The sequence below is a fragment of the Paractinoplanes rhizophilus genome, assembly GCF_042664765.1.
GTDB classification, from domain to species: Bacteria; Actinomycetota; Actinomycetes; order Mycobacteriales; family Micromonosporaceae; genus Actinoplanes; species Actinoplanes rhizophilus.
In genome coordinates, this window is the sequence record NZ_JBHTBJ010000022.1 from 101,158 (window position 1) to 114,662 (window position 13,505).

At 71.4% G+C, this 13,505-nt stretch carries 14 protein-coding genes; 10 read left to right on the forward strand and 4 right to left on the reverse strand.

Translation table 11 applies throughout. The features are described 5' to 3' along the window. The first annotated feature begins 106 nt into the window (after positions 1-106). The 5 genes from hisN to ACFQS1_RS26030 all read left to right on the forward strand — a co-directional run bounded on the left by hisN (position 107) and on the right by ACFQS1_RS26030 (position 4,037). On the forward strand, positions 107-910 hold the full coding sequence (gene hisN, locus ACFQS1_RS26010) for a histidinol-phosphatase (RefSeq protein WP_378973070.1): 804 nt from the start codon (positions 107-109) through the stop codon (positions 908-910). Between the two features lie 74 nt (positions 911-984). Further along, positions 985-1,851 (forward strand): hypothetical protein, encoded by an 867-nt coding sequence (locus ACFQS1_RS26015; protein ID WP_378973109.1) that lies wholly within the window; start codon positions 985-987, stop codon positions 1,849-1,851. Between the two features lie 48 nt (positions 1,852-1,899). Further along, the gene (locus tag ACFQS1_RS26020) at positions 1,900-2,490 is read left to right on the forward strand and encodes a sugar O-acetyltransferase (RefSeq protein WP_378973072.1); all 591 of its coding nucleotides are present in this window, start codon (positions 1,900-1,902) and stop codon (positions 2,488-2,490) included. Between the two features lie 274 nt (positions 2,491-2,764). Further along, complete coding sequence (locus ACFQS1_RS26025) at positions 2,765-3,457, forward strand: ATP-binding protein (protein WP_378973074.1); 693 nt, start codon at positions 2,765-2,767, stop codon at positions 3,455-3,457. A 22-nt stretch (positions 3,458-3,479) separates the two neighbouring features. Beyond that, positions 3,480-4,037, forward strand: coding sequence for a DUF5709 domain-containing protein (locus ACFQS1_RS26030; protein ID WP_378973076.1), 558 nt, complete (start codon positions 3,480-3,482; stop codon positions 4,035-4,037). A gap of 8 nt (positions 4,038-4,045) precedes the next feature. Here the strand turns inward: ACFQS1_RS26030 and ACFQS1_RS26035 are convergent, their stop codons facing one another. Together ACFQS1_RS26035 and macS are read right to left on the reverse strand one after the other, a co-directional pair. Then, the gene (locus ACFQS1_RS26035; RefSeq protein ID WP_378973078.1) at positions 4,046-4,708 is read right to left on the reverse strand and encodes a response regulator; all 663 of its coding nucleotides are present in this window, start codon (positions 4,706-4,708) and stop codon (positions 4,046-4,048) included. Then, complete coding sequence (macS, locus tag ACFQS1_RS26040) at positions 4,696-5,829, reverse strand: MacS family sensor histidine kinase (RefSeq protein ID WP_378973080.1); 1,134 nt, start codon at positions 5,827-5,829, stop codon at positions 4,696-4,698. Before macS ends, ACFQS1_RS26035 begins: the two co-directional genes overlap by 13 nt. On the opposite strand from macS, the gene ACFQS1_RS26045 reads away from it, so the two are divergent. From ACFQS1_RS26045 to ACFQS1_RS26055, 3 genes are all read left to right on the forward strand, one after another. Next, complete coding sequence (locus ACFQS1_RS26045) at positions 5,828-6,313, forward strand: ATP-binding protein (RefSeq protein ID WP_378973082.1); 486 nt, start codon at positions 5,828-5,830, stop codon at positions 6,311-6,313. The two genes, macS and ACFQS1_RS26045, sit on opposite strands and share 2 nt — an antisense overlap. Positions 6,314-6,390: 77 nt before the next feature. Continuing rightward, the gene (locus ACFQS1_RS26050) at positions 6,391-7,326 is read left to right on the forward strand and encodes a carbohydrate-binding protein (protein WP_378973084.1); all 936 of its coding nucleotides are present in this window, start codon (positions 6,391-6,393) and stop codon (positions 7,324-7,326) included. A 91-nt stretch (positions 7,327-7,417) separates the two neighbouring features. Next, the gene (locus ACFQS1_RS26055; RefSeq protein WP_378973086.1) at positions 7,418-8,647 is read left to right on the forward strand and encodes a family 16 glycosylhydrolase; all 1,230 of its coding nucleotides are present in this window, start codon (positions 7,418-7,420) and stop codon (positions 8,645-8,647) included. A 10-nt stretch (positions 8,648-8,657) separates the two neighbouring features. Here the strand turns inward: ACFQS1_RS26055 and ACFQS1_RS26060 are convergent, their stop codons facing one another. Beyond that, complete coding sequence (locus ACFQS1_RS26060) at positions 8,658-9,881, reverse strand: chitosanase (RefSeq protein WP_378973088.1); 1,224 nt, start codon at positions 9,879-9,881, stop codon at positions 8,658-8,660. Positions 9,882-9,943: 62 nt separating this feature from the next. Beyond that, positions 9,944-10,207: a hypothetical protein gene (locus ACFQS1_RS26065; protein WP_378973090.1), complete on the reverse strand. Its 264-nt coding sequence runs from the start codon at positions 10,205-10,207 to the stop codon at positions 9,944-9,946. A gap of 81 nt (positions 10,208-10,288) precedes the next feature. On the opposite strand from ACFQS1_RS26065, the gene malQ reads away from it, so the two are divergent. Beyond that, on the forward strand, positions 10,289-12,220 hold the full coding sequence (malQ, locus tag ACFQS1_RS26070; protein WP_378973092.1) for a 4-alpha-glucanotransferase: 1,932 nt from the start codon (positions 10,289-10,291) through the stop codon (positions 12,218-12,220). Next, the gene (locus ACFQS1_RS26075; RefSeq protein WP_378973094.1) at positions 12,217-12,396 is read left to right on the forward strand and encodes an antitoxin; all 180 of its coding nucleotides are present in this window, start codon (positions 12,217-12,219) and stop codon (positions 12,394-12,396) included. The genes malQ and ACFQS1_RS26075 overlap by 4 nt, the downstream gene beginning before the upstream one ends. Positions 12,397-13,505 lie beyond the last annotated feature (1,109 nt).

Below are 13,505 nucleotides of genomic sequence, written 5' to 3' on the forward strand. Positions count from 1 at the left end.
AGGACCGGGCGGGCAGGACCGGGCGGGCGGCACTCGTCGGCGCGTGCTCTCGCCGGGCGCTCGAGTGCGGTGGGCCGACGGGTGCGGATGGGCTAGCGTGCCACGCATGGCCGGATACGCGGACGACCTCGCGCTCGCTCACTTGCTCGCCGACACCGCCGACTCGATCTCGATGGGGCGGTTCCGCGCGCTGGACCTGCGGGTCGAGTCGAAGCCCGACCTGACCCCGGTCTCCGATGCCGACACCGCCGTCGAGCAGGCGCTCCGGTCGACGCTTCAGCGGGCCCGGCCGCGGGACGGGGTGCTCGGCGAGGAGTTCGGGCACACCGCGGCGGCCGCCGGACCGGGGAGCCGCCGCTGGGTGATCGACCCGATCGACGGCACCAAGAACTTCGTCCGGGGGGTGCCGATCTGGGGCACGCTGATCGCGCTCCTCGAGGGCGACCGGCCGGTGGCGGGGCTCGTCTCCGCGCCCGCGCTGGGGCGGCGCTGGTGGGCGGCGCTCGGCCATGGGGCGTACGCCGGGAAACATCAGCACGCCGCGACCCGCATCAAGGTCTCCGGGGTTCGCAGGCTGGCGGATGCCAGCTTCTGCTTCGCCAGCCTGAACGGCTGGGCCGAGACCGGACGGCTCGAGGCGATCGTCGACCTGAGCCTGGGCGCCTGGCGGAGCCGGGCCTACGGCGACTTCTATGGGTACATGCTGCTGGCCGAGGGTGCGCTCGACGTCATGGTCGAGCCCGAGCTCTCGCTCTGGGACGTGGCCGCGCTGATACCCATCGTGACCGAGGCCGGCGGCACGATCACCGACCTGGCGGGCCGCTCCCCGGGCGACAAAACCGCCGCGATCGCCACGAACGGCACGCTGCACGAGACGATCCTGACCGCGCTCGCCGGCCCCAAGCGCTGAAACCGTCTTGGCCCTGGGGATCCTGGTCTATCGTCCGTCACGTGGTGACACCCGGCTGGCTCTTCCTCGCCGTCATGATCTTGGCGTACGGGGTCGCTAACCTCCTACAGTCCGCGGCCGCGGCCCGCACCACGATCCACCACACGTTCGATCCCGGCCTGCTGGTCCGGCTGGCCGGTCAGCGCACGTACCTGTTCGGCATCGGCTGTCAGACGCTTGGCTTCCTGCTGGCCTTTCTGGCCCGGCGCGACCTTCCGCTCTTCCTGGTCCAGGCGAGCGTCGCGGCCGGCCTCGGCGTGACCGCCCTGCTCGGCGTGCTGATCCTCAAATGGAGCCTGCCCTCGGCCGAGGTCATGCTGCTGACGCTGCTCCTGGCCGGGATCACCGCGCTGGTGCTGGCGGCCGAACCGGCGCATTCGCGCCGGCTGGGGACGGTGGTCGTGGCCCTGCTGGGCGCGTCGGTCCTGGCGATCGGGGTCCTGGGCGTTTTCGCCGTACGGCTGCACGGCGCCCTCGGGTCGGTCGTCCTCGGGTCGCTGGCCGGCGTGGACTTCTCGGCCGCCGCGATCGCCGCGCGGCCGCTGGCCAACGAGCACACGGTCAGCGGTTTCGTCACCAACCCGCTGCTGTATCTCCTCGTGATCCACTCCCTGGTCGGCCAGCTGCTGCTCGGCCTGGCGATGCAGCGCGGCTCGACCACGGCCGCGGTCGCCGCGATGGACGCCGCCGGCGCGGTGCCGGCCGCGATCGTGGGCCTGTTGCTCCTGGGTGACCGCATCCACGAGGGCCGCGAGTGGCTGTGCGTCCTCGGCTTCGTGGCCACGCTGGCGGCGGTGATCGGCCTGACCCGCTACGCCGAACCCCAGCACCACCACGCCACCACGCCGGCCCGGCGCCCGGACGCACCCGCCGGCCTGCGAGCCGCGACGACCGGCCGCTGACCCGCCCGAGGCCGGGAGCGGGCGCCCGGGCGCTGGCAGGATGGGTTCGTGAATCTTGCGGAGCAGCGGGCGCTCATCCTGTCGGGGCGGATGTACAACGACCTCACGACGGAGCTGATCAAGGCCCGGGAACGGGCCGTTCTGCTCAGCGGGGAGTACAACGCGACCTTCGGGCGGAGCCGGGAGGTGCGCGAAGAGGTGCTGCGGCGGCTACTGGGCAGCGTCGGCGACGGGTGCTACTTCGAGCCGACGTTCCGGTGTGAGTTCGGATTCAACATCCGGATCGGTGATCATTTCTACGCGAACTTCGACTGCGTGATGCTGGACGGTGGCGGGGTCACCATCGGCGATCACGTGCTGTTCGGGCCGCGGGTCGGGATCTATACGTCGAACCACGCGATCGATGCGGGGGAACGGGCGGCCGGTGGGTGCTACGCCAAGCCGGTGACGATCGGGAACCACGTGTGGGTCGGCGGTGGAGTGACGATCAATCCGGGTGTCCGCGTCGGGGACAACTCGATCATCGGGTCGGGGAGCGTGGTGACGCGGCCGATTCCGGCGGGCGTGGTCGCGGCGGGGAATCCGGCGCGGGTACTGCGGGAGATCACCGACGCCGACCGGACCGGGTTCCGGGCCTGAGCAACGGAGCGCTAGACGGATCGGGGCGCGGCGGGCGGAATGAACCCCAGCCACAGCCCGGCGGTCGCGAGAGGGACGCCGGGACGGCAGCCAGCCGGCGCGGCAAAGGCGGGCGCCTTACTGACCGCGTACCGGAAAGATGCGTGCGAATCTCACGCAGAGTTAGCGGAGCGGCGAGGCATGGGTTCCGTGCGTGAGGGTACAGCCGGTTATGTACCGAATGACGGTCCTCGGAAATGCGAAGAGGGGACACGTTATGCACAATGGAGCGATCATGTCGAGCGAGGTGCGACACCTGGTTGACGACGCGCGGCCGGTTCCGGTGGTTCGGCTGGGCGGGGTGCTCGATGGGACGACCGCGGGCACCGTGCGTGACGTGCTGCTCGACGTGCTCGCGGGGCAGCCTCCGGCGATCCTGGTGGACGTCGGCGAGCTGGAGATCGGCGAGGCCGGTGCGGTCGGCGTGCTGCGCGAGGTGGCGCGGGACACGAGGTGGTGGCCGGCGGCGCATCTCACGCTCCGTCATGCCGATGCCGAAGCGTGGCAGGGGTCGGGCTGGGACGTGCGGAACGACGGCGCGGGGCCGCCGGCCGACGACCGGCGGCTGAGTCTGGAGCTCGAACCGCAGGTGAGCGCGGCGCGGCACTGCCGTGCGGTGATCACCGAGGCCGGCCGGCGGTGGGGGCGCGCCGAGCTGGTGGGCAGCGCCTGCATCGTGGCGACCGAGTTGGTCAACAACGTGGTGGCGCATGCGCGGACGCCGATGGTCGTGCTGGTCGCCACAACCGGTGACGGGCTCAGCGTGGCGGTGCGTGACCGATCGCCGCATCTGCCCGCATACCAGGGCGCGCCGGTCTCGCCGACGGCCCCGGGCGGGCGGGGAATGCTGCTGATCGACGCGGTCGCGTCGCGGTGGGGAAGCCTGCCGCTGGCGGACGGCAAAGTGGTGTGGGCGTTACTGGGCTGACCACGCGGGTAGATTGCCACCCATGCGAGACAACGACTATCCGACCGAGGTGTCCGACCCGGAGTCGTCCGGGCTGCCGGACACCGCGGATGACGATTCCAACGCCTACGACTCGGTGGAGAGCACCCGCTGGGCCGACGGCGCCGACCCGGCCGCGCTGGCCGGCACCGGGCCGGGGGGCGTCAACCGCTTCGGCAACACGGCCGAGGAGCAGCACGAGGGCGAGTCCCTCGACTACCGGCTGCGCCAGGAGGCGCCCGACTTCGGCGCGGAAGACCCGATCCCGCCGCGCCGCGACCCGATCGACGAGACGGTCGACAGCTCCGAGCAGCGCCACTTCGACGCCGACGTGTGGGGCGCGAGCCCGACGTCCGACCCGAAATCGCACATCTCCCTCTACGACGACGGCCAGCTGGACGACGACGACCCCCAGCCGGTGGGCCGGCTGGTCGCGCCCGACGAGGGCTACGGCTTCGACGACGAGACCGACAGCGTGGCCTACGACGCCGGCGCGGCCGGCGGCGGAGCGAGCGCCGAGGAACTGGCCATCCACGAGACCAACGCGCCGGATTACGACTAGCCGCTGCCTCAGGGGGCGGGCTCCTCGCCGAGCGGAGCCAGGCCGTTCTGCAGGGCATAGCGGGTGAGCTCGACCCGGTTGTGCAGCTGAAGCTTGCCGAGCGTGTTCTGGACGTGGTTCTGCACCGTGCGGTGGCTCAGCACGAGCCGCTCGGCGATCTGCCGGTAGGACAGGCCCTTCGCCACGAGCCGCAGCACCTCGGTCTCGCGCTCGGTGAGCTTCGGCGCCGGCACCTCCGACGCGGGCGAGACCGCCAGCCGGCGGAACTCGCCGAGCACCAGCCCGGCCAGTCCGGGGGTGAAGACGGTGTCGCCCGCCGCGGTGCGACTCACCGCGTCCAGAAACTCCGGCAGGCCGGCCGACTTGAGCAGGTATCCGGCGGCGCCGGCCTTCACCGCGTCGAGCACGTCCTGCTGCTCGCCGCTGGCCGACAGCATGAGGATGCGCACCTCGGGCAGCCCGGCGCGCAGCCCGTTGATCACCTCGACCCCGGACACGTCGGGTAGTTGCAGGTCGAGGACGACCACGTCGGGCTGGGCGGCCGCGGCGATGCGCATCGCCTGGCGTCCCTCACCGGTGGCCGCGACCACCTCGTACCCGGCCGCGGCGAGATCGCGGCTGACTCCCTCGCGCCACATCGGGTGGTCGTCGACCACCATCACCCGGACCATTTCGCCAGCCTAATCTCCACCTCGGTGCCCTCGCCCGGCGCCGAGACGATGGCGGTCTCGCCGCCCAGGTCGGCGATGCGGCCCCGGATCGACTGGGCGACCCCGAGCCGGCCCTGCGCCTCGGCCTCGGCGAGCCGGCCGCCGGCGAAGCCGGTGCCGTCGTCGCGCACGGTCACGAGCACCTCGCCGGGCTCGTCCTCGACGAGGATGTAGGCCTTGGTGCCGGACGGGCAGTGCCGGTCGACGTTGTCGAGCGCGGCGGCGACCGCCGCCGTCAGCTCCCGGGCGGTGGCGGCGGGCAGGCGGACCGGTCCGGCCGGGGCCGAGACGGTCACGGTCGATGACGCGTACGGCCCCAGCAGCGTCCTCAGGTCGAGCTCGGACCGGTCGTCCACGGCCCGCGCCGCGTGCCCGGCCACGAGGTTGCGCAGCGCCGCCTCCTGCTCGCCGGCCAGCCGGGCCAGCTCGCCCGCCTCCCCGTCGAGCCCTTCCCCGCGCCGCTTGACCAGCGCGAGCACCTGCAGCACCGAGTCGTGGATGTCGCGGGCCAGCCGCTCCCGCTCGCGGATCGCCGCCTCGATCTCGACGGCCCGCTGCAGCCGCTCCTGGGAGACCTCGACGACCCGCACCAGATAGCCGACCGCGATCGCGGCAAGCAGCATGAGCACCGAGCCGGTGAAGGCGGCCTGGTCGTAGTGGGCGCGGACGATCAGGTCGGTGGCCCCCATGATCAGCGCGGCGGCGATGCCTCCCCGGCGCCCGCCGGCGACCGCCCAGGCGAGCACGGGGGCGACGTGCCAGGCGACGGCGAGGGTGGGCTTGCCCTGCTCGAGCGCGGCGCGGCCGACGATCGGCACGCTGGCGGCCAGGGCCGCCGCGGTGAGCAGGAGATCGGCGACGAGCAGCGGGGGCCGGCGGCGGGCGGGATTCGCGTACGCGTACGTCGTGTAGACCGTCCACGCCGCCATGACCGTCAGCACCGGCCAGGCGAGCATGGGCCGGTCGTAGTGCGCGAAGTTCCGGATCACCAGGATCGTGGCGTAGATCAGCGCGGCGATCCGGTACAGCGCAATCGCCCGCCACAGCGGAGCCTGGAAACCGGTGTCCCGCCCCTGACGCATGCGCCGACCATCCCACACCTCGGCACCCCGGCAGGGGCCCGCCCTGCGGGAAGATCAGACGTCGCCTAACGTCGGAGTCATCGGCACCGAATTTCTGCTCACCGAGACGTTCGACCACAGCTCGATCACCGCGCTGCGGCACGCCGTCGCGTCCTGCGCCGGTCAAGCCGGGCTGGCCGGGGATCGGCTCGACGACTTCGTGGTCGCGGTCAACGAGTTGCTGACCAACGCGGTGCGGCACGGTGGCGGTCTGGGCCGGGTGGCGCTGTGGGCGCAGAACGGCGATGTGGTGTGCGAGGTGAGCGACTCAGGGGTCGGGCTCGCCGACCCGCGGCCGGCGGCGAACGTGCGCCCGGCATCCGATCAGCCGGGCGGCTGGGGGCTGTGGCTCGCCGAGGAGTTGACCGACTCGTTCGAGCTCCGCACCGGCAACGGGGGAACGACGGTGCGCATCTCCAGCCGCGTTTCCTTAAGTGAGTCTTAAGTCCGAGTGCCCGATCTTGCCATCGGCGTGCCCGATCGAGAAAGTCGTGCCTGCTGTTATCTCCAGGGGGTTGTGTGGTGGCGCGTCATCGCAGCGGGACGTCGACGTGGCGGGTTCGTCCGCGGGCCGTGGCGGCCCTCGCGGTAGCCACCGCCGGGCTCTCGATGGCGATCTGGCTTCCCGGCCGCGGCGACGTGGCGTCGGCCGACGTGCAGCGCGGCCGCCCCGCCCAGTTCGGCCGCAGCGTCTTCGAGGACGACTTCGCCGGCCACCGGCTCGACTTCTCGAAATGGACGCTGCTGCGCGACGACGGCGCCCCGGCCAACGGCGGCGCCCGGGTCCAGGACGGCGAGCTGCAGGTCGACCGGCTGCTGCGGAGCAAGCAACGGTTCACCGACGCGTTCGGGCACGCCGAGGCCCGCGTCAAGGTCCGGCGGCAGAACGGCGTGTGGCGGGCGTTCGCGGTGCTGGACGAGAACGGCCGGGTGCCGAGGGGCACGCTCGAGACCATCGACGGCGGCATCGACCCGACGTCGGGGCGGCGTTTCCACACGTACGCGATCGACTGGACGCCGGAGGCGGTGGTCTGGACGGTCGACGGCAAGCCGAGCCTGCGGCTGGTGCGAGAGGACGAGGGCGGGCCGCTCACGCTGGTGCTGAACCTCGCCACGGACGGGCGGTCGGCGTCGCGGATGCTGGTCGACTTCGTCCAGGTGTTCACGAACTCGTCGGCGCCCCCGACGGCCGACCCGTCCGCGCCCGAGCCCTCGCCGTCCGCGCCCGGCGAGCCCACGGCGTCCTCGCCCGCCGAGCCCCCGGCATCCTCGCCGGCCGAGCCCACGCCGTCCAAGTCGGCCACCACTCCGGCCGCCACGGCCTGGGCGGCGTTCACCAACTACACCGCCGGTGACCTGGTCACGTTCGAGGGCGCGACCTACCGCGTGCTCGAGGACCACACCTCGCTGCCCGGCTGGGAGCCCACCAAGCTGCCCAATCTCTTCGCAAAGCTGTAAATAAGGGTCGATTTCCGGGATTCGGTTGACGACGGCGGTCTATCTATAAAGACTGTTGCCGATAAACGCACCTCTTCCCCGGAGGATCCCCATGCGTCAGGCACGACTCCTGCTCGCCGCGGCCGTGGTCGCGACGACCCTCACGGCCGGCCTGTGGGCCGGCTCCCGCAACGACACCGCCGAGGCCGCGGTCGGACCGGTGGTCTGGTCCGACGAGTTCAACGGCGCGGCCGGCAGCGCGATCGACTCGTCCAAGTGGAAGTTCGACATCGGCGGTGGCGGCTGGGGCAACAACGAGCTCGAGTACTACACGAACTCGACCCGCAACGTCTATCAGGACGGCGCCGGCCACCTGGCGATCACCGCCCGCCGGGAGAACCCGTCCAACTATCAGTGCCACTACGGCACCTGCCAGTACACGTCCGGTCGCATCCTGACCGCGGACAAGTTCTCGCAGACGTACGGCCGCTTCGAGGCCAGCATCAAGATCCCGAAGGGCCAGGGCATCTGGCCGGCGTTCTGGATGCTCGGCGGCAACAACTGGCCCACCACCGGCGAGATCGACATCATGGAGAACGTCGGCAACGCGCCGAACACGGTGTACGGGACCATTCACGGCCCCGGCTACTCGGGCGCGGGCGGCATCGGCGGCAACCGCACGATCGGCTCCGCCCTGGGCGACGCCTTCCACACGTACGCGGTGGATTGGTCCCCGAATTTGATCGTCTGGTATCTCGACGGCAGCGAGTACTTCCGCGCGACCCCGGCCAGCCTCAACGGCAACACCTGGGTCTACAACCACCCGTTCTTCATGATCCTGAACGTGGCCGTGGGCGGGTACTGGCCGGGCAACCCGGACGGCAGCACGGTGTTCCCGCAGACCATGCTGGTCGACTACGTGCGGGTCTCGGCCTGGAACAACGACGGCGGCGGCGGAACCGGCAGCGCGCTCAAGAGCAACTTCAGCGGCCGATGCATCGACATCCCGGGAGCCAACCCGGTGGACGGCGCCCGGCTCCAGATGTGGGACTGCAACGGTACCGCGGCGCAGCAGTGGACCGCCAACGGCGACGGCACGATGCGGGCCATGGGCAAGTGCATGGACCCGGCCGGCGGCGCGCTCGGCAACGGCACCCCGATCCAGCTGGTGACCTGCAACGGCAACCCGGTGCAGCGGTTCACCCTGTCGTCGGCCGGCGACCTGGTGAACGTCTCGTCCAACCGGTGCGTCGACGTCAAGGACTGGAACAGTGCGAACGGCGCCCAGCTCCAGCTCTGGGACTGCGGCGGCACCTCGAACCAGAAGTGGACCCGCGCCTAGGGTCCGTAGGTCAGCCGATCCGGTACCGGTCCCCGTAGACCTCCCAGGTCAGGGGGCCGGTCAGGTCGAGGTTGCCGCGGCGCAGGAACTGGCGCTGGGCGGTGTCGACCCGGGTGGTGTCGCTGTGCGCCTCCTCGGTGCGCATCTCCCGGACCCGGGCGTCGAGGAAGGCGTCCAGATAGGCGATCTCGTCGCCGCCCTGCGCCGGGGACTTCGCCGTCGACAGGGCGTGCTGGCGGATCCCGCGCAGGCCCGAGACGCCGTGCATCACCGCGGCGTCGAAGTAGGCGAACTGGCCGAGCGCGCGCAGGCCGTCGGCCCGGGCCAGGCGCACGGCCGGCCGGAAGTACATCCGGTCGCGCTCGTCCTCCTGCACCTTCTGGAAGACGGGGTCGCTGGCGGCGGCCTTCCAGGCCGCGACGAAGCCGGGGTCGAGGCCGGCGTGCGAGTCCGAGCCGTCGACGGTTCTCAAGGCCGACACGTACGGCGTGAGCACGTTGCCCGGCTTCCGGCGGGTGTACTCGGTGACCACCGCGAGCATGTCCGACGTGCCCGAGCAGAACCCGACGATCCCGGCCGTGTAGCCGCGCCCGTCGCCGAGGTCCTCGATGTAGCCGTAGCTGTGCCGCCAGGACAGCGTGGAGTTCTCGGCGCTGGAGACCAGCTCCAGGGCGGTCTCCTTCTTGCCGGAGTTCTCCAGCCCGGCGGCGATCGAGCCGGCGGCCGTCTCACCCGGCCGCTTCGGCCCCGCGGTCGACCCGTACGCCTTGATCTCGGCCAGCGAGTACCCGCCCGAGCCCTTGGCCCGCACGGTGGCCAGCACCCGCACGTAGCGCCCGCGGCCGCCGAGCCGCTTGAGGTCGTCGGTGCCGCCGTTGCCCGACCTCGTCCGGTAGACGTCGGTCCAGTTGGCGCCGTCCCGCGAGGTCTGCACGCGATAGGCCCGCGCGTACGCCCTGTCCCAGCGCAGCACCACCCGGTCGACGTCCCGGACGGCGCCCAGGTCGATGCGCACCCACTGAGTGCCCGGGCCGGCGACGCTCTCCCACCGGCTCGACGGGTCGGAATCGGTGGCCTCGCCGGCCCGCCAGCCGCCGCGCTCCGAGGACGCGATCGTCGGGTGGCCACGGGAGATCAGCACGTCGGAAGTCGCGCTCGCGGCGACCGAGATGGCCAGCGGCACACAGAGCACCACCGTGATGCCGGCGCCGAGCGCGATCGTGCGTATCCGCATCCGTCAACGCTAGGTCGGGCCGCGCGGGGACCGCTGCCGATTGCCGGAAAACCACCCCGGCCTCAGGGCTGCTTCTTGTTCCGGCGGCCGCGGCTGATCAGGACGATGGCCAGCACGATCGCGCCCACCACGATCAGGCAGCAGAGGCCGCCGAAGAAACCGAAGAAACCGAAGCCGGTGCGACGGCGGCGATATTTCACCGCCTCGACCGCGACGTCGGCCACACCATTGCCGGCGGCCCAGGCGTGCACCGGCACGACCAGCGTGAGCACCACGCCGGTCACCGCCGCGGCCGCCCGCGACCACCACTTCACCACTGCAGACATGGGCCCATCCTGACCGATCTCAGCAAGTGACGGCGAAATCAGGCAGGTTAAATGGGGGAAGAATCAGGGGAAGGGGAGCGGATGGACGCCGATCTGGTGGCATTGGCCGAGGCCCACGGGGTGGCCACCTGGTACGAGGACTGGCATCGCGAGCGCAAGGACGTGTCCGCGGAGTCGGTCGTCGGGGTGCTCGGGCTGCTGGGGGTCGACGCCGCCACGCCGGCGGCCATCGCGTCCGCCCTGACCGCGGTGCGCGAGCGGGACGACCTGGGACGCCTGCCCGGCACGATCGTGGTCCGGCAGGGACGTCGCCGGAAACTGCCGGGCACGGCGACCGTCACGCTCGAGGACGGCCATGTCTTGCCGGGTTTGTCGGAAGTTCCGGCGGATCTGCCGCTCGGCTGGCACCGGCTGGAGGTCGGCGGTCAGGAGATCACGCTGATCGTGGTGCCGGCGAAACTGCCCGAGCCGCCGCAGACCTGGGGCTGGATGCTGCAGCTCTACGCGCTGCACTCGGCCGAGTCGTGGGGCATCGGCGACCTCGGCGACCTGCGCACCTTCATCTCTCAGGCGGGTTCGCCCGGGTTGATCCTGCTCAACCCGCTGCACGCGATCACGCCCACGCTGCCGGTGCCGCCGTCGCCGTACGCGCCCTCCAGCCGCCGCTTCGCCAACCCGCTCTACCTGCGGATCTCGGACACGGCCGAGTATCGCCGGGCCGACCCGCCGCTGCGGGCCAAGGTCGACGCCCTCAAGCCGGCCGCCGCCAATCTGATCGACTACACCGCGGTGTGGCAGGCCAAACGGGCCGCCCTGGAGCTGCTCTGGCCGCTGGCCGGCGAGGTCGACCTGACCGCCGACCCGGGCCTGCTGGATTTCGCCCGGTTCTGCGCGCTCGCCGAGCTGTACGGCGCGAACTGGCAGGAGTGGCCCGCCGAGTTCCGCCGGCCCGACTCCCCGGCCGTCCAGGCCTTCCACAGCGACCGGATCGCCTTCCACGTCTGGCTCCAGCGCCTGCTCAAGGAGCAGCTCCACGCGGTGCAGGAGGCGGCCGGCGACATGCCGGTGGGCATCGTGCTCGACCTCGCGGTCGGCACCGACCCGAGCGGCGCCGACGGCTGGCTGCTGCAGGACGTGCTGGCCAAGGGCGTGCACATCGGCGCCCCGCCGGACGCGTTCAACCAGCTCGGGCAGGACTGGGGCGCGGCGGCATGGCGGCCCGACCGGCTGATCGAGACCGGGTACGCGGCGTACCGGGACATGCTGCGGCGGATCTTCGCCAGCGCGGGCGGCCTGCGGGTCGACCACGTGGCCGGCTTGTGGCGGCTCTGGTGGGTGCCGCCGGGGATGGGCGCGGCCGACGGGACGTACGTGCACTACGACCCGGAGGCGATGCTGGGCATCCTGGCGCTGGAGGCCACCCGGGCCGGCGCCGTGGTGATCGGCGAAGACCTGGGCACGGTGGAGAAGGCGGTCACCGCGGAGCTCGAACGGATGAACATGCTCGGCTCGGCCGTGCTCTGGTTCACCCGCGACTGGGACGACCCGGACGACGCCTTCTTTCCGGCCGCGAAGTACCCGCGCAACGCGCTCGCGTCGATCTCCACGCACGACCTGCCGACGGCGGCCGGCTTCCTGGTCGGCGAGCAGGTCAAGGTGCGGGCCGAGCTGGGCCAGCTGGCCGGCCCGATCGAGCAGGAGCGGGCGGCCGCCGAAAAGGATCGCGCGCAGCTCAAGAAGCTGCTCACCGCCGAGGGCCTGATCACCCAGGCCAGCACCGACGACGAGGTCGTGGTGGCGATGCACGAGTTCCTGGCCCGCACGCCCTGCCGATTCGTCACGGCCTCGCTCTACGACGTGCTGGGCGAGCTCGATCAGCCCAACCTTCCGGGGACGGTCGACGAATACCCGAACTGGCGGATGCGGCTCGGACTTAGCCTGGAGCAGATCGCCGGCGACCCGCGGATCGGGCGGATCGCCGGGATTCTCGGAAAGAGAGGGCGGACGCGATGAGCTTCATGGACAAGGCCAAGGACTTCCTCGACAAGCACGACGAGCAGGTCGACCAGGCCCTCGAGAAGGTCGGCGACGAGGTCGACAAGCGCACCGGCCACAAGCACACGGCCCAGATCGACAAGGCGGTGGACGAGGCCCAGAAGCGCACCGGCTCCGGCGACACCCAGCCGTAGGGGCCAGCGCCGGCACTTTGCTCTGCTTACTCAGAGTGCGCACCGCCGATGTACGGGCGCCGGGCACTTTGCTCTGCTTCCTCAGAGTGCGCACCGCCGATGTACGGGCGCCGGGCACTTTGCTCTGCTTCCTCAGAGTGCGCACCGCCGATATGCGGGCGCCGGGCACTTTGCTCTGCTTCCTCAGAGTGCGCATTGCCGCATGCGGCGACCGCGCCGGCGCGCCATGCCCGGCGCCGTATAGTCGCCGCCGGCGCGCGGCGGTGCTGTGCGTCGCGGCCTGAGCCCTATGTCGCCGCCGGTGCGTGGCTGGGCCGGGATCACCATGGCTCAAGCCGCGCGTGGTCACCGTGAGCGCCGCCCAGAACGCCATGGGCACGACCCGTGCCTCGTCATTTCCGGCATACCGGACCTCGCGGTGGCGGCCGCCCTGTGTGCGCCGGCTCCGGCACGGCTCGACGCGGGCTCCGCGCGCCACCTCGCCGATCTTGAAGACCTGCGGTGCAATTCTCACGGCAACTCTTCATCGCTAGCGCCACCCGACCACCCGCTGGGGCCTATAACGGATATGTCTGGCGTCGCGGGCCGCGGTTTCCCACTTCCTGAACCCGCGGCTCAGCCCTCGGAACGCATCCGCCAATTCATGGGAACCGGTCCCATACAGTGAGCGCCTCCGCCACATCGCGGGATTTCCGCACCGCGGGCGACAGGGCCCCGCCGCCAGCCCCCACCGCGCCAGCCCGCATACCACCGGGCCTGGCAAGCCACCAGCCCAACCAAAGATCACCGCGAACAAAGTTGATCTCCGCGGCGCCCCACGAACCTCCCCCGCCCCGTACTGGGTGGGGCCGAGTAGAGCACGTGGGTATGACGAAAGAACGCGGGTGTCCACAGGCGGCTGGGTCTAGATGATTGAGTCCCAAATCTTTGCTGGTCAATGGTCGTACGCGATGAGTGATCGTGGGCTGGGTGCGCCGATGTTGGAGCAATGCTCGAAACCTGTGGATGAGCGTTGGGAGGCGTACCCTCCCGACGAGTTCCAAGCCATAGGAATCGAGTAGAGCCCGCGCGCCAACGCGGGTTGGGGAGGGTACGCCCGTGCTTACCGT